A 16,095-nucleotide genomic window follows, 5' to 3' on the forward strand; every position below is an offset into this window, starting at 1 on the left:
GCCTCCCTCGACATCGGCGGCGCTCCGCTCCCTCCCGCAGTGGACCCCACCCCGCCGCAGAACGTCGAGGCCGTCGGCCCCGCCGACGCCACCGGTCCTGTCGAGTCCGCCGATCTCTCCCCCGCCGCCGATGTCGCTGACGATTCGATCCACGGCGCGGTCGAGCCGGTGGACTTCCGGCCCGGCCGCGAGGTGCTGGTGCCGTCGGGGGCGCGGGCCCGCGTGCGGGCGAACATCGACGCGCTCGGCGTGCTCGCCCGGGTCACCGAGCAGAACCGGTACGCCACCCCGGCAGAGCAGGCCGTTCTCGCGGGATGGTCGAGCTGGGGTGCGACACCGCAGGTGTTCGACCCCCGGCAGAGCGACTGGGCCCCCGAACGGGCTCAGGTTCGGGCGTTGCTCGACGACACCGCGTACGCGCAGGCACAGCGCACCATCCTCAATGCCCACTACACCGATCCGGCGATCGCCGACGCGATGTGGGCGGCACTGGAGAACGCCGGCTTCTCCGGCGGCCGCGTCCTCGAACCCGGATGCGGGTCGGGCACCTTCATCACTCACGCGCCGCCGTCGGCGCAGATGGTCGGTGTCGAGCTCGACGCCACCACCGCCGCGATCGCCGCGGCCCTGACCCCGTCGGCGCAGATCCGCGCCGAAGGGTTCGAGCGGACCTCCGTCCCGGCGAGTTCGTTCACCGCGGTGATCGGGAACGTGCCGTTCGGGGATTACCGGCTCTACGACCCGGTGCACAACCAGGCCAAGCACTCCATCCACAACCACTTCATCGTCAAGTCGCTGGCGCTGACCGCCCCCGGTGGGTACGCGGTGCTGCTGACCTCCCGGTACACCCTCGATGCGCAGAACCAGCGGGCGCGCCGCGAGATCGCCGCGCTCGGCGACCTCGTAGGTGCCGTGCGCCTGCCCTCCACCGCGTTCCGCCGTGTCGCCGGAACCGAGGTCGTCACCGACGTCCTCGTTCTCCGGCGCCGGGAGGAGGGCCGCGAGCCGTCGACGCTGACGACGCAGTTCCTCCAGCTCGCCAACGCCACGGCCCGAGACGACACCGGAGAGGACAAGGGAGTCCCGATCAACGCCGTCTTCACCGAACACCCCGACTGGGTGCTCGGTGACCTGCGCATCGGGCACGGGATGTACGGGCAGGACACCCTGTCCGTCGACGCCCGCGACGGCGACGACCTCCCCGCGTTGGTCGCCGAGCGCCTGACCGAAATCGTCGACACCGCGAGAGCGCGCGGCCTCGGACACACCGCGTCCTGGCGCGACACCCTCGGCCCGACCCGCGAGGACTTCGACCGCGGACTCCTCGCCGCGGGACGACTGCCGGCGGAGGACGACCTGGCAGTGGGCACCCTGCGGCACAACCGGCCGGCCGGCACCATCGAACGCTACGGCCACGGTGAGTGGGAGACGGTGAACACCCGCGGCCCCAAGCAGGTCGCCGAATGGTCCCAACTGCTTGAGCTGCGCGACACCACCCACGCCCTCATCGACGCCCAACGCGACGCCGCCACCACTACCGGTCAGCGCCAGGCGCTGCGCGAGATCCTCGCGCAGCAGTACGACGCCTACGTCGGCCGCTACGGCCCGATCAACCGGTTCACCATGACCGTGCCCAAGGACCTCACCGACGACCAGCACGAGAAGGCCCTGGCCGCGCTGATCGACGCCTGGCGCAGAGACGAAGGCACCGGCGGTGCACCGTTCGCCGGCGACGTCCCCGAGGACGTCCTCGATCAGCTCTCCGAGCGGGCGTGGGTCAATCCCCGCACCCCGACCAAGCTGCAGAACCACCTCGGCCGCACGCTGCGCACCGATCCCACGTTCGCCCCGGTCCTCGCGCTCGAACACTTCGACGACGAGACCATGACCGCGCGCAAGGCCGCCATCTTCCACACCGACGTGATCCATCCGCGGCAGGTCCGCACCCACGCAGACACCGTCGTCGAAGCGATGGCGATCAGCCTCGACGAGTCGGCGCGCCTGGACGTCCCCCGGATCGCCGAGCTGCTCGCGGTCACCACCGAGGAAGCGGAAACCGCGATGGAGGGGCACGCCTTCCGCACCCTGTCCGACCCCACCCGGTGGGTCGGCGCGTCGACGTATCTGTCGGGCAACGTGCGCCGCAAACTCGCCGAAGCCGAGGAGGTCGCCGCACTGGACCCGCGCTACCGCGCCAACGTCGACGCGCTCACCGCGGTGGTGCCACCACGAAAGACCGACGTCGACGTGGCACTCGGGGCTCCGTGGGTGCCGATCGAGACCTACGTCCAGTTCGTGCGTGAGACGTTCGAGGTGCCCGAGGACACCACCGTCACCATCGAGCGCGTCCAGGGCCGGTGGGAGGTCGACGTGGACCCCTACAAGGGCGAGCACGAACAAACCCTCAAATGGGCACTGGTTCCCAAACGGGGGTCGTGGTCGACGTCCTACAACTTCGAGCACCGCCCCGCCGAGGATCGCGGCATCTCCAACGCCGGCGTCCGCGCCGGCAACTACGACTGGCAGGACCTGCTGACCGACCTGCTCAACCATGACCCCATCGAAATCGCCACCTCGAAGGAGTTCCGCGATACCGCCGGTGCCCCACCGATTCACGACGCCGCCACCCGCGCCGCTCAGTCGAAGGCGCGGCGGCTCGGGCAGGAGTTCTCCCAGTGGGCCCTGCACGCCGACGAAACTCGTCGGGAGCAGTTGCTCGACATCTACAACGACCGGTTCAACTCCCTCGTCGCGCCGACGCATTCGGGGGCGCACATGAGCTTCCCCGGCCTCGGGGAGAAGTACGCCCCGTACCCGTACCAGCGCAACGCCGCAGCCCGCATCGTCTCCGAGCCGACGGTGCTGCTCGACCACGTCGTCGGCGCCGGGAAGACCGGCACCATCCTCATGGGGGCGATGGAGCTGCGCCGGCTCGGACTGGCCACCAAACCGTGGATCGTGGTGCCCAACCACATCATCGACCAGGTCGTCCGCGAGGCCGGGCAGTGGTACCCGGCCGCGCGCATCCTCTCCGGATCCGCCGCCACCGACGCCGAGGGCCGGCGGTTGCTCATCGCCCAATCCGCCTCGCAGGACTGGGACATGGTCATCGTCCCCCGATCGGCGTTCTCCGCCATCGGCGTCGACCCCGGCACCAAAGCCGAGTACATGCGCGACCAGGTAGCCGAACTCGACACCGCACTGAGCACCGTCGAAGGCGACGCGACCCGCAAGCGCATCGAGGCCGCAAAAGCGCGACTCGAGGAAAAACTGAACGCCGCGCTCGATCAGGCCGGAAAAGACCTCGGGCTGACCTTCGAAGCGTCCGGATGCGACTACCTGTTCGTCGACGAAGCACACGAGTTCAAGAACCTCGCCCGCACCTCGGGCATCGTCGAGCTGTCCAACCTGGGCTCGAACCGCGCCAGCGACATGGACCTCAAACTGGCCTACCTGCGCTCGATGCGCCGAGAGGACGCCGTCACCAACGGCATCCCCGCCGACGACTACATCGAGCGGGTGGCCACGTTCGCCACCGGCACCCCGGTGGCGAACTCGCTCGCCGAACTGTGGGTGATGCAGCACTACCTGCGACCGGACCTGCTCGACGACGCCGGAGTGGCGTCGATCAACGACTGGGGCGCCACGTTCACCGACACCGTCGAACGGGTCGAACTCAACTCCTCCGGCTCGCGTCTGCGAGCGGTCAGCCGCGTCGGAGAGTTCACCAACGTCGGCGACCTGATCGGCATGACCAGCGTCTTCACCGACGCCGTCACCCGTGACCAGGTGCCGGCGAACCTGCCCGTCAAAGACGGTGGACGCAACACCGACGTCCTGTTCACCCCCGCCGTGGAAGTGCAGGACTTCATCGCCGACCTCGGGTACCGGGCCGACAACCTCCGACGCGACCGGGCGGACCTCGACAACGCACTCAAGATCGCCGGCGATGGTCGCAACGCCACCCTCGACCCGCGGGCGGCGCACCTCGACCCCGCGCCGCCGCAGCACTCCCGCGCCCACATCGTCGCCGACCGCATCCTCGCGGTGCACCGCGCATCCCGAGACACCGTCTACCTCGACTCGGCCGGTCAACCGCATCCGACACCAGGGGCGTTGCAGATCGTGTTCTGCGACCGCTCCACCCCGAAGACCGACGGCTCCTGGTCGATCTACGACGGCATCCGCGACGAGCTGATCGACGGCGGAATGGACCCCTCCCGCATCGCCTACGTCCACGACTACCCGAAACCGTCGGAGAAGGCGCGACTGTTCGAGCGGTGCCGCACCGGACGGGTGTCGGTGATCTTCGGGTCCACCGAGAAGATGGGCACCGGCACCAACATCCAGGACCGGGCGATCGCCCTGCACCACGTCGACGTGCCGTGGCGACCGGCCGACCTCGAACAACGAGAAGGTCGCATCATCCGTCAGGGCAACCAGAATGCCCGCGTCCAGGTGTTCAACTACGTCGCGGAGAGGACCTTCGACACCGTCATGTGGCAGACGGTGCACCGCAAAGCGCACTTCATCGAACAGCTCAAGAAAGCCGACCGCTCCATGCGCCGGGTCGTCGACCTCGACTCGGACTCCCTCGCGGAGAACTCGGCGATGACCAAAGCGCTCGCCACGGGCGACGACCGGTACATCCGCCAGATCGAGCTCGACGCGCAACTGCAAGAGCTGCAATCGGAAGCCGACTCGCACTTCGCCGAGCAACGCTCCATCGAACGCGACCGAGACCGCCTACGGCGAGAAGTGCCCCTGACGAGAGCTCGGATCGCGGCCCTCGCGGCCGCCGCACCCGTCCTGCGGCAACGGCGCGAACAGGAAACCTGGCCCGGCATCACCGTGCGGGGCCAGTTCCACCCCACCCGCGCCGAGGCCGGACCCGCACTCGCCGCGGCCCTGCAGAACGCCTACCAGTCCCTCAAGGGGGCGGGGCTGACCAAGACACTGACCGTGGTCGAGATGAGCGGATTCACCATCGAAGCGGCGAGACCGGCGTCCGACAGTGCGCTCTACCTGTCCTTCTCCGGGTTGGGTTCATCGACCAAAGCCCTCGACGCGCACACGCTCTACCCGCGCATCGGCGACGGCGACCGCACCCAGCACGCACTCGGACTACTCACCCGCATCGAGAACATGGCCCTCACCGTCGACACCGACCTCGCCCGCGCCCAAAGCTCCCTCGACCGCGACGAACACCGACTCGAAACCCTGGAGGCGACCGAACTGTCCGACTTCCCGAAAGCCGCGCAACTGTCCGACCTGTCCGACCAAGTCTCGCAACTCCGGCGGGAGATCAAAGAAGCCGAAACGAGCCCGGAGGCGCTGGCACGCAACGACGCCCGCGCCGAACGAGCCGCCGCGAAAGGCCGCGAACCCGGATGGTCACTGCTGCTCAACCCGACCCCGGCCAAAGTCGAAGAAACCGGCCTGGGCAGTGCCGACGCCGTCCGAGCAATGATGCGCGAGCTGGAACGAAACGCACTCACCGGTATCAGCGCCTCCCCCGGAACCGACCCTGACAGCGGCGCTGGCAGTACGTACCGTCACCACGCGCCGACCCCGACCGACACCGCCCCCGACAGCAGATCAGACCGAGAGCCACCGCGATCTCGACCCGACGCCCCCAGCGGACCGGACCTCGACAACGGACCGGAGGTGGAGTGAGGACGGAAAGGGCCCCTGATGAGGTCCTACAGGTCCATGTAGTCGGCGAGATCGGGGGCTAGATCAGCGTTGTAGTCGTAGTAGAACTCAGCCATGTCTCGCTGCATGTCCGCATAGTGATCGAGTACGTCCATCGTCGCGGCCAGCAAGTCAGACATCTCGCGCATGGCCGCGTCGAGGGCAAGGAAATCGGCGCGGTCGTCCCTTTCGCTGAGCGTGCCGGCGTAGCGAAATGATTCCCCTGCCGGGTCGAGCTGCGCGAGGCGCGCGAGAGCCTTTCGTGTCTTGGCGTCAGTGACGGTGAGATCAAGGGCAAGAAGATGGTCGTCCAGTTCATCGAGTAGTGGCACCAACTTGTGGCCCAGCGTCTTCCTGAGTCGGTCCTTCGTCTCGTCCGCCGACAGCGATGGGTCGTGGTCGCCCCCTGCGCGCCTCAGTCGGGTCGCTTCGACGATGGCACTTTTCAGCGTCAGCTCCGCCGCGTGTCGATGCAGGTAGAGCCACGGAATCAGGATGGTGTCATCGAACGGGACACCCGTGAACGACGCAGCCAGTCGATTAGCGGCCTCGCGGAAGAACATGGAGTACTCGAACATTCCGGCCCGACCTATTCGCATGATCAGCCTGCGGTGGTCCGTCGGTTGGAACTGATCGAAGAAGCCGGAACCCATAGCGGCAGCGTATCGACAGTCGAGTCGGTCTTGGAGTAGAGCAGCCGTCAGCTAGTTGGGTCGATGCCCTGGTCAGGTGCCCGGTCGAAGTCCGCCTGCACCCCATATGGGCGACTCGTTTCCTGCCCGTGTTCGGTCGCGCCGCTGGGTGTCGCGCCCCCGGCTCCAGTGACCGACTGGATCCGCTCGCGCTCTTTCACGTCGGTATCCGGTGTACGGGTGGGGTTCAGGTCGGTGACCCCTGCGACCGAGGACACGTTCACCGTGGAGATACGGGTCTCGCTCGCTCTGACTCGCTGCTCGGCACTCGCGCGTTCGGGGTGCAGCAGCATCAGGCGCCGCCGGCGGCCGTGTTCGGCGATGACGTCGTCGAATATCGCGGCGGTAGTGAGGTCGCTCGTTCGGCGCCCCTCCGCGACACGGTCGATGATCTTCGCCCAGTCGGCGCGATCGGCGCGCACTCGACCGGCGGCTGCGTCGGCGGCGCGGCGCGCGCCGTCTAGTTGCTGAGCAAGCTGCTCGGTGCGCGCTCGTGCGGCGGCGATAGCCACTTCGAGGGGTTTGCGATCTCGCCGTTTGGCTCCACCAAGGCGCGCGGTGAGCGAAGCGAAATCAGTCCGGGCGTCAATGAGTTCGGTGTCGAGGCGGCGACGTTCGTTGTCGACGTCGCGCCAGGCGGCTATCGCGGAGGCCTGCTCGTGCAGACGCGCGTGTAGTGCCTCGGTGTCCGCGACAACGGTGGGTTCCGTGCGGCTTCCGGCGCGAGTGACCAGCATGAGGAGATCCGCGTCGGGAAGTAGGCGAATCGAGTCTCGGCGCATTGCCGCACGTAGTTCGGCATCGACGTCGCCGGTCGCCGCCGGATCGGCCGGCGGCGATGCCGACACCCGCGGCTCGACCGACTGGGCCGTCTCCGTCGGGTCGGCGGGATACAGGGTGTGCTCCGGTATGCCCACGGCGTTCTCGGGGGCAACGCCGGTCGGCACCGCCTCGACGTCGCCCGAGTCCACGTCTGTCGCTGCGGTGGGTGCGGGGGTGTCGGTGGTGAGGGCGGCGCGGCGGACGGCGTTCTCCGCGCGGACGAGTTGCCCGTCGAGGGTGCGGCACAGTGCGTCCTGCTCGAACCATGCCGCGGTGTCGAGTTCTTCCGCTGCCAGGCGGGCGGCGTCGACGTCGGTGCGGGTGACAGCTCCCCCGTCGGCGGCGACGGTGTCCTCGTAGGCCCGTGCTGCGTCGTGAGCGCGAGCCCGCGCCCGATCCGCTGCCTCGTCGGCGAACCCGACCTGCCAGATCGCCCAGTCCAACTCGCGGCGCGCGTCGACGACGGTGTCGTCCTCCCCCGCCTCGGCGGCTGCCGCTGCGGATGCGGCGGCGGGGCGCAGGACGGTGTCGATGTGGTGCCACTGCGTTTCGGCGGCGAGGGCGGCGTCGGTCCAGTCCTGGCGGGCGTCGAGCATCGCCACCAACGCCGGCTTCTGCCGGTCCGCGCGCACACTCATCTCGGCGATCATCGGTGCGGCGGCGGAGAGCGCGGGGCTGGTGCCGGCGGTGATCGCGGCGCGCAGCTCGCGGCGACGGGCGCGCGCAGCGTCGAGGTCGGCGCGCAGGAGTCGGACGCGTTCGTCGCGGGTGACCGTCGGATACGGCAGGGCGATGCGGTCGGCGGCGGTGAGCATCGCCTCGAACGGGTCGATCTCGTCGTCCCCGGCTGCGGTGTCGTCGCCGTTCTGCGCGGCATCCGGCTCGGCCCGGTGCTCGACGTCGTCGCCACCGTGGTCGTACTCCGGGGGCGGCGGTGCGTCGTCGTACTCGGCCGGCGCGTCCAGCGCGTCGAGGGAGGCGAGGTAGTCGGCGTCCAGCTCGATAGGAACCGCCGCAACACGGGCGTCTGTCTGCGCTGCGGCCGCGGGCGGGCCGACCGGCGGTGGGAGCCGGTCGGGGTCGGCGAACTCGGACGGCAGGACATCACCGGCGCGGTCACCGACCGCGTCGTCGACGGGGGCGAGTGCTTCCTCGTCCTCGACGGAGAGGGGTTCGACGTCGGGGCCGATATAGGTGCGGGCGAGGTGGTTCTCGCGTACCAGCATCTCGGCGCGCCACGTCAAGGCTCGGGTCAGCTCGTGCGCGGGGACGGTGAGGCCGTGCTCGACCGGGTCGATGCCGCCGTGAAGGCACTCGTAGGCGGTACCGAGCAGCTCACCGGGGGTCCACATGCTCGGGTCGGCGGCGTCGACGGTCGCCACCAACGCCGGCCACGCCGCGTCGGCGACGATGCGCCGCGCGGTGCTCTCGCCGACCAGCTCGGCCAGCAGCGGTGCCCACACCGGGGTCAGGTCACCGCTCGTGTCGGCCGCGTCGAGGGCAGCGGCCGACAGCTCACCCGACAGTCGCCACCACAGTGCGGCGGCGGGCAACTCGTCCGGCAGCGGCGCCCGGGTGAGGGTGTCCCGCACCAGGGCGTGCACGTCGATGCCGGCGCGGGCGGCGGCGGAGAGGCGATCGGCGAGGACCGGGAAGTACGGGTCGCGGGCGATGTGGCGGTCGAGCTCGTCGACGAACGGACGCCACCGTGTCACGGCGTCGTTGGCGCTGCCGAGCACGGCGTCGGCGCGGGTGTCCAGGCGGCGCTGGGCGGCGGCGGAGGTGGCGGCGTACTGATCGGGACCGGTGGGACGGCGGTCGGCGGGGTCGACCTCGTGGGCGGCGCGGAACACCGCGAGGTCGGTCAGCAGCTCGGCGGTGTCGTCGGCGCTCAGGAACGGGCGCGCCCACACCGGTGCGGTGGTCGGTGTCCAGGTGGCGACGTCGGCGGCGATGGCGTCGCGGTGCGCGGTGACCGCGGCCGCGCGGGCGTCGAGGTAGCTCGCCCACTCCGGTTCGCGGGCCAGCGCGTCGGGGATCGACGGCAACCAGGGCAGCGGTCCGCGGCCGCCGTGGTGGCGTCCGGTGGCGTCGAGTCGCCAGTCGAGTACGGCGGCTCGGTCGGCGGCGGCACTGAGGTCGCGGCCGGCGGCAGCGGCGTTCAGCGCAGCGACGGGATCGTCGCCGCGGGCGGCGAGGACCGCGAGGTGCCCCCGCAGAACGGGCCAGGCGGCGTCGTCGGTGAGGCCGTCGACCGCGGCGAAAGCGGCGGCGTCGATCTCGGCCATGACCGTCGGTCCGGCGAGTGCTTCGCAGGCGGTGGCCACGGAGTGGTCGTAAGCGGCGGCGGCAGGTGCGAGTGCGCGGTGCGGGTCGGCGGCGGCGGCGAGGGTGGAGTGCGCGGAGATCTGTGCGCCGTCGCGGCGGAGGATGGCGCGGAAGTCGTCGACGGCGGTGGGGGGCAGCATGCCGCGTTCGGTCATCGCGGTGTGCAGGTCACCGTCCGACGTTGTCGCGAGGTACATGTGGTTGGCGAATCGGCCGCGGGTGAGCGCGACGTAGGCGAGCTGGCGGGTTTCCTCGCCGGTGGCGACGACGTGGCAGGTGTCGGCGGTCGAGCCCTGCGCGGAGTGCACCGTTCCGGCGTAGCCGAGTTCGGTGGCGCGGCGGGCGTAGTCGGCGGTGAGGGTGACGGTGCGGCCGAGTTCGAGGTGCCGCACCACCAGGTCACCGGCGGCGGTGACGTCCTCGACCTGCCAGCGGTCGCCGTTGCGGACCCAGTCGGTCTGCGAGAGCGGGTTGCGGCGGTCGTTCGAGCGGGTGCGTACGACGTCGCCGACGCTGGCGAACAGTCCGTCGGACAGCAACGCTTCGCGTCCGACGGGGCCGCCCGCGGCGTTGAGGCGGTCGGTGCGGGCGCGGGTGTTCAGCTCGGCCACCAACTCGCGTGTCGGGGCGAGCAGGAGTGCGTCCTTGCCGGCGGCGCGGTCGGCGCTCCAGGCGGTGTAGGCGTCGTCGGTGACGGCGGCGATGGAGCCGACGTGCAGCCGGGAGTGGTCGATGTAGAAGCCGATCGCGGCGTCGTCGCCGTCGCGCAACGCCAGCGAGGCTGCGCCTTCGGCGGCGCCGGTGACCGGGTCGCGGAAGCGCACCACCTGCGAGAGGGTCAGCGCGCCGACGCGGTCGGCGATGTCGCGGAGCACACCGCCGGAGGCGACGGCGGCGAGTTGTTGGTCGTCGCCGATCAGCCGCACCGTCGCACCGCGCGCGGCGAGTGCGGACACCGCTTCGTCGAGGTCGCGGGTGCCGGTCATGCCGGCCTCGTCGACGATGATGAGGCTGTCCGGTCCGATGTCGGTGTACCACTGCGGCACCGACACCGGTGCACCGTCGCGCAGGCGTCGGGTGATGTCGACGAACTTCGCCACCGTGTCCGTCGTGGTGGCGATGTCCTGGCGCAGCACCGCGGCGGCGGCGGCGGTCGGGGCGAACCCGACGACGCGGCCGCCCGCGTTCTGCCACGACCGCGTCAGCGCTGTCATCGCGGTGGTCTTGCCGGTGCCGGCGGGTGCGAGGGCGAGTTGCACCTTCGCCCCCGAGGTGGCCATCGCGCGCACCAGGGAGCGTTGTCCGGCGTTGAGGTCGCGGCCGTTGGCGACGGATTCGAGCAGCGCGATCTCCACGTGCTCGTCGGCGATGGCGACGCCGTCGGTGCGTGCGGCGAGGGAGACGATGCGTGCTTCCGCGTCGAGGACGTCGGTGGTGGTGAACAACGTCGCTTCGTGGCGGGTGTGCACGTCGAGTCCGTCGCGGCGACGCATCACCGCAGGGGCGAGGTCGGCGGCGACGTCGTCGCCGACCTCCTCCCCCAACGACACCGCGAGATCGGTACTGCACGCGCGGTCGGTGACCGCCTCGACGAGTTCGGTGATGCGCTCGGCCGGCGGGTTCACCGACCGGACACGGCGGATCGCTTCGGCGCGGATGTTGTGCCGCCGGTACCGCGAGCGTGCGCGGGAGACGACCTCGACGACCTCGGCGGCGCACTGCTCGACCCACCGCGGATCGTCGACGTCCACGCTCGCCGAGGTGCGGGTGCGGCCGGTGACGCCGGCGACCATCTCCGACAGCGACTCCGGTGACCCGAGGACCTCGATCGCCTCGGCGCGCCACCCACCGCGCTGCTCGGCGTGACTGCGCGGTTCGTGCTTGGCCTCGCGGGTTTCGAGGGTGGCGCGCTGCGCGAGGCCGATCGCTTCGATGGCCGTCGGTTCGCGGTGATGGTCGAGCTGGAACTGCCGCGACAGCTCCGCGGTGCGCGCGGTGATCGCAGCGGTCCGCGAGGACCACCGCTCGGTGAGGCGGTCGTCCATCCCGACGATCTCGCGCACGGGACGTTTGCTGCGGTCCTCGCTGGGGCGGTCGGCGAACTCGACGCCGATGCGCTCACGCAGGTGCGCTTCGAGTGCGGTGTTGTAGACCTCGGAGGCGGGCACGTTGTTGCGGTAGAGCGCCGCGCCGTCGAGTGCGAGCCACTTGACGGTGCCGTCCGGCAGCGTGGTGGAGACCTTGTTGCTGATCGCGACGTGGGTGTGCAGGTTCGGATCCCCCGCACGCGAGTCGCGGTGCGTGAACGCGGCCGCGATCAAGCCGTTCGCGTCGACCTGGGCGACACCGCCGTTGCCGAGCCGGGTGAAGCAGGCGTGCTCTTCGAGGTACTCGAGCGCCGCACCGATCGCCGCGTCGTGGGCGGCTTCGATCTGCTCGGCCACTTCTCGCGGTGCGACCGCCCACAGCGCCGACACACTCTTGACGGGGGTGAAGGTCAGGTCGAATCCGGCGACGGCTTTGGTGTTCTGCCGGCCGGACTTCGCGACCCACCCGGACAGTTCACGCTCGTCGGCGGGTGCGCGTCCGTACTCGCGGGCGAACATCTCCGTCGCCACCCGGGTGCGGATGGTGGCGCGCTCGTCCGCGTCGATGGGGGCGTTCCACTTCTCGCCGCCGGCGAGGTTGTGCTCGACGAACGCCTTCGCGCAGGCGATGCGGTAGTCCGAGGCTCCGTTGTCGATCTTGAACGCCCGCCCCAACCGGATCGACGCCGCCGCGGTGCGCGCAGCGGTCTTCGCCGATGCGCCCGCGGTCAGTTCGGCGGCGAACGTCTCGGCGTACATCGTGTCGGCCTCGGGGTGCAGGCCGTCGCCGAACAGCGCCTTCATGTGCGCCTCCGACACCCGGGAGCCCTCGGCGATCGAGCCCAGCTCGGCCAGACCGGTGCCGGTCCACCGGCCGGGCGATTCACCCTTCTCCGAGTAGTACTCCGACAGTGTGGCGGCGCCTCGCTCGGTGGAATCTGCTGCTGCAACGTGCCTGGTCAGGTACGTGTACCCGTCCCCGGCAGTGAGCTTGTGCAGACCCATCACAGACCGAACCGTACCGCAGGTGACTTAAATGCATGAGGTGTGTGGGATTTTGGGCCTGCGGTTGGGCTGATTCGGGGCGACGGACAAACGTTGGTCGGCTGGGCTGGGTAACGGTGGCGGATCGGCGATGTGGGAGGAGGTTGTGTCAGGAATGGCGAGATTGTCGGGTCGTGGGGCTAGGGTGTCGGCATGGCAGCGACTCAGGCCCGGATGACCGCGCGCGCCCGGGCGCGCGCGGCGCAACAGAAGGTCTTGGCGGATCGCAAGCGGCGAGACGAGGCGAATATCGTCACGTTGACCACGTTCTTCGCTGCTGCCGAACAAATCGACGCGGCCCGTCTGACGATGGCCCGGGCGCTCGACGAGATCCGCGCACGAGAGGGAACACTCTCCGCGGCCGCGACGCTGACTGGGATCCCCCTCGGGGAAGCACGCAAGCTTGTCGCCCTGCTCTCCGCCGATCCAGACACGAGCTTTCGAAACCACGATTCCGACGCAGCGGCATATGTCAACTGACTCACGGTCGATCGATTCGTCGGCCGATGACCACTACACCGATCGAGCACAAGACGACTGGCTCGTCGAGCTGCTCGCCAGCGCTGCTCTCGAAGGCGAGGATGATCAAGACGACAACCTCGTCGACGCGGACCTTCGCGGCGCCTACCTCAGAGGCGCGGAGCTGAAGGACACCGATCTGAGCGGCTCTGATCTCTCAGGTGCAGATTTGATCGGCGCCGACCTCACTGACGCCAACTTGCAGGACGCCACCCTCAACGGCGCGTACCTCATCGACGCCGACCTCACCGGCGCAGACCTCACCAGCGCCGACCTCGTTGGCGCGTACCTCACCGGAGCCGACCTCACCGGCGTGTGCTTCGCCAGCGCCGATCTCACGAGAGCCCGGCTCACCGGCGCTAGCCTGGCCGACTCCGACCTCAGCCTCAGCGACCTCTCCGATTCCGATCTCACCGACGCCGACCTCACCGGTGTCGATCTCGCCGGCGCCGGCCTCTTCGCGGCTGATCTCCTTCGGGCAACTCTCGTCGGTGCCGACCTCACCGACGCGTGCCTCGCCGACGCCGATCTCACCGACGCGCGTCTCGCTGGCGCCGACCTCACCGGTGCCGATCTCACCGACGCGTGCCTCGCCGACGCCGATCTCACTGGCGCCGACCTGACCCGTGCGGATCTCACCCGTGCAGACTTCAGCGACGCAACATTGAGGCGAGCTGATCTGACCGATGCCGAAATCACGTACGCCGACTTCACCGGCTCTGATCTCACTCGGGCTGCACTCGACTTGAGTGACCTCTCGTTCGACCCCCGCTACGACGAAACGACGACGTGGCCTGACGGGTCACACATTCCGCCGAGCGCGTGAACGACAGTGCACCGGCACGAACGAAAACGGCCTGTAGGCACGGCGAGGTGAGCGAAATATCGCAACTGGCGTTGTTCGGTGATGACACCGCCGTCCCCGCGTCCACACGGGCCTGGCGGCCGCTGCGAGAACCGCTGCCGGCGAGAACCGTAGCGCGGTTCTGGGCGAAAGTGGTTGTCACGCCGACGTGTCACCTCTGGCGCGGCTCGGTCAGTTACCCCGACGGCTACGGCCGCTTCACCTTCACCGACGGTGGCACCCCTCGCACGCTGTCCGCGCATCGGGTGGCGTTGGTTATCGTGCATGGAGACCTCGGTGACGGTGTCATCGGCGAGCACGATTGCGACGAGTCATTGTGCGTGCGCGTCGGCGACGGGCACCTCAAACTCGGCACCCAAGCGGCGAACCTCGCGCACGCCGTCGCCATTGGCAGGCACCTCGGACCGACCCCTGCCTATCGCGACCCGCGTGGCCGGTACGGGCGTGCCGTCGCCATCCGCGACGCGTTGCTCGATGGGTACGACCCCGGCCGACTACGCGCCGCCCTCAGTGGAACCGACGCGAACGCGATTGCCGCCCCGACGCTGTTCTGAACGTTAGCGTTCTTCGCATGGCCAAAGACTGGGGTCCGGACGTATCGCGTGCACGTGCAGCGTTGGTGGTGGCGGCACTGCGCAAGTCATTGCTGACTTACGGGGAGCTCGGTGCCGCTATCGGTGTCCGGGGTGTCGACCTTCGCAATCAGGCGCGCCACATACTCGACCATCTCTCCGAGCAGAATCGCAGCGAGGATGAACCGTCGCTCGCCGCACTGGTCGTCAACGGCCAGACCGGTCGACCGGGCTCCGGATGGACCGACGGTGTGGGTGTCGAATGGCATACGGAAGTGCGCCGCGTGTTCGACCATGATTGGACCGCGCCGCCGCGCATCTGACGAGGCGTGCCGCCGGCGCTTTCAGTTGGATTTGCCCCACATCCAGCTGATGACGTCGAGGACGCGCAGCGCACTGATGTCGTCGGGTAGATCCGCCAGCGTTCTGATCGAACGCAGCCGGGCATCGAGAGCGCCGCCGTCGGCGCGGAGCGCCTCGCGAATGGGGTTGTGATGCGAGAGCGTCGTACCCAGAATCTCACCGACGACGACGTCGTAGATCGGAACCAGGCGAGGACGTTTGCGGGCCATCAGTTTCGTCGCCTTGGTCCGGCCGATGTCTTTGATGCTCAACAGTTCCGTCTCGAGACGCCACAGCGGCGAGTCGCGGTTCAGAGCGTCGGCATCGTCGACGAGGTCGTGATCGGGACCGACAGCGTCAAGCAGCTCCGCGAACTCGTCGGCACGGGTGACGAGCAGCTCGCGTGCAGCTCGTGCACCGATGTCGACCGAGAGGAAGGTGACCGCGACGAGGTCGTCTGCGGTGAACCGATCTGCATCGGCCTGGCGATTCTGCGGCGCCCAGCTGTCGAAGAATGCGCCGGTGTAGCACCCGCTGTCGAGGTACGTCTGACCGTAATACTCACGCAGAAGCGCTACCGCGTCGTCGTCGGTCGGGGCTGTGAGAGGTGGTGGGAGGGTGACACTCACGATGCGAATTCTGTCAGGTCGTGCGCGGACTCGGAACGCGAAACTTCGTTGACCACCAGCGCGGTCAACGACTCCGAGACCGTCACGCAGGCGTTCACGACGACCGGTGTCGCCCCGTCGAGGCAGGCGCGGTCGGTGCGCGCGAACGCACGCGGAAAGAGCCAGAACGGGATCGAACCGGTGGCGTCGACGAACAGTCCACGCGCCCACGGTCCCGACTGCTCGTGCCGCCTGACCATCACCTCGACAAAGGACCCGACCAACACGGCATGGGTTCCGTTCTCGGCTTTCCCGTCGATCACATCGTGGACCCGAATCCGCGGCTCGATTGATGCGCTGTCATCTGCCATCGCGGGAGGCTCCCACACGACGCCGACAATCCAGCGACCCACACGTGCGACCATGCTGCGGCGCCGCGACGGTCGCGTGTCGTACCCCCGGTGTAAACAGCGGGCACACACCTCGTGGGCGCCGCGCTGATCCGCCGTTCGTGGTGCATCA

General features: G+C 69.3%; 9 protein-coding genes. 5 read left to right on the forward strand and 4 right to left on the reverse strand.

The genetic code is table 11. The annotated features are described in order from the left end of the window. Window positions 1-39 precede the first annotated feature (39 nt). Window positions 40-5,676, forward strand: coding sequence for a helicase-related protein (locus tag HQ603_RS09180; protein WP_222684241.1), 5,637 nt, complete (start codon window positions 40-42; stop codon window positions 5,674-5,676). A 26-nt stretch (window positions 5,677-5,702) separates the two neighbouring features. On the opposite strand, the gene HQ603_RS09185 is transcribed toward HQ603_RS09180, so the two are convergent. Continuing rightward, complete coding sequence (locus HQ603_RS09185) at window positions 5,703-6,347, reverse strand: hypothetical protein (protein WP_222684242.1); 645 nt, start codon at window positions 6,345-6,347, stop codon at window positions 5,703-5,705. 47 nt (window positions 6,348-6,394) lie between these two features. Further along, the gene (mobF, locus tag HQ603_RS09190; RefSeq protein ID WP_261773624.1) at window positions 6,395-12,628 is read right to left on the reverse strand and encodes a MobF family relaxase; all 6,234 of its coding nucleotides are present in this window, start codon (window positions 12,626-12,628) and stop codon (window positions 6,395-6,397) included. Window positions 12,629-12,820: 192 nt separating this feature from the next. On the opposite strand from mobF, the gene HQ603_RS09195 reads away from it, so the two are divergent. Genes HQ603_RS09195 through HQ603_RS09210 form a run of 4 tightly spaced genes read left to right on the forward strand, consistent with a single transcriptional unit; the run spans window position 12,821 to window position 14,946 of the window. Continuing rightward, window positions 12,821-13,147 carry a hypothetical protein gene (locus HQ603_RS09195; protein ID WP_222684244.1) on the forward strand — a complete coding sequence of 109 codons (327 nt, stop codon included), beginning with the start codon at window positions 12,821-12,823 and terminating at the stop codon, window positions 13,145-13,147. Further along, window positions 13,137-14,012 (forward strand): pentapeptide repeat-containing protein, encoded by an 876-nt coding sequence (locus HQ603_RS09200; protein ID WP_222684245.1) that lies wholly within the window; start codon window positions 13,137-13,139, stop codon window positions 14,010-14,012. Before HQ603_RS09195 ends, HQ603_RS09200 begins: the two co-directional genes overlap by 11 nt. Before the next feature lie 47 nt (window positions 14,013-14,059). Next, window positions 14,060-14,605: a hypothetical protein gene (locus tag HQ603_RS09205; RefSeq protein WP_222684246.1), complete on the forward strand. Its 546-nt coding sequence runs from the start codon at window positions 14,060-14,062 to the stop codon at window positions 14,603-14,605. A gap of 17 nt (window positions 14,606-14,622) precedes the next feature. Then, the gene (locus HQ603_RS09210; protein ID WP_222684247.1) at window positions 14,623-14,946 is read left to right on the forward strand and encodes a hypothetical protein; all 324 of its coding nucleotides are present in this window, start codon (window positions 14,623-14,625) and stop codon (window positions 14,944-14,946) included. Window positions 14,947-14,967: 21 nt separating this feature from the next. On the opposite strand, the gene HQ603_RS09215 is transcribed toward HQ603_RS09210, so the two are convergent. Beyond that, window positions 14,968-15,594, reverse strand: coding sequence for a DUF6308 family protein (locus HQ603_RS09215; protein ID WP_222684248.1), 627 nt, complete (start codon window positions 15,592-15,594; stop codon window positions 14,968-14,970). Continuing rightward, a complete protein-coding gene (locus tag HQ603_RS09220; protein ID WP_222684249.1) occupies window positions 15,591-15,962 on the reverse strand; it encodes a hypothetical protein in 372 nt (123 codons plus the stop codon). The genes HQ603_RS09215 and HQ603_RS09220 overlap by 4 nt, the downstream gene beginning before the upstream one ends. Between the last annotated feature and the right edge of the window lie 133 nt (window positions 15,963-16,095).

It is taken from the genome of Rhodococcoides corynebacterioides (genome assembly GCF_019834675.1).
Classification (GTDB): domain Bacteria; phylum Actinomycetota; class Actinomycetes; order Mycobacteriales; family Mycobacteriaceae; genus Rhodococcoides; species Rhodococcoides corynebacterioides_A.

What these genes read in the sequence shown, in the direction of transcription:
- HQ603_RS09195 (WP_222684244.1), top strand. Translation starts at nt 12,821, where the DNA reads ATGGCAGCGACTCAGGCCCGGATGACCGCGCGCGCCCGGGCGCGCGCG.
- HQ603_RS09200 (WP_222684245.1), top strand. Translation starts at nt 13,137, where the DNA reads ATGTCAACTGACTCACGGTCGATCGATTCGTCGGCCGATGACCACTAC.
- mobF (WP_261773624.1), bottom strand. Translation starts at nt 12,628, where the DNA reads ATGGGTCTGCACAAGCTCACTGCCGGGGACGGGTACACGTACCTGACC.
- HQ603_RS09210 (WP_222684247.1), top strand. Translation starts at nt 14,623, where the DNA reads ATGGCCAAAGACTGGGGTCCGGACGTATCGCGTGCACGTGCAGCGTTG.
- HQ603_RS09185 (WP_222684242.1), bottom strand. Translation starts at nt 6,347, where the DNA reads ATGGGTTCCGGCTTCTTCGATCAGTTCCAACCGACGGACCACCGCAGG.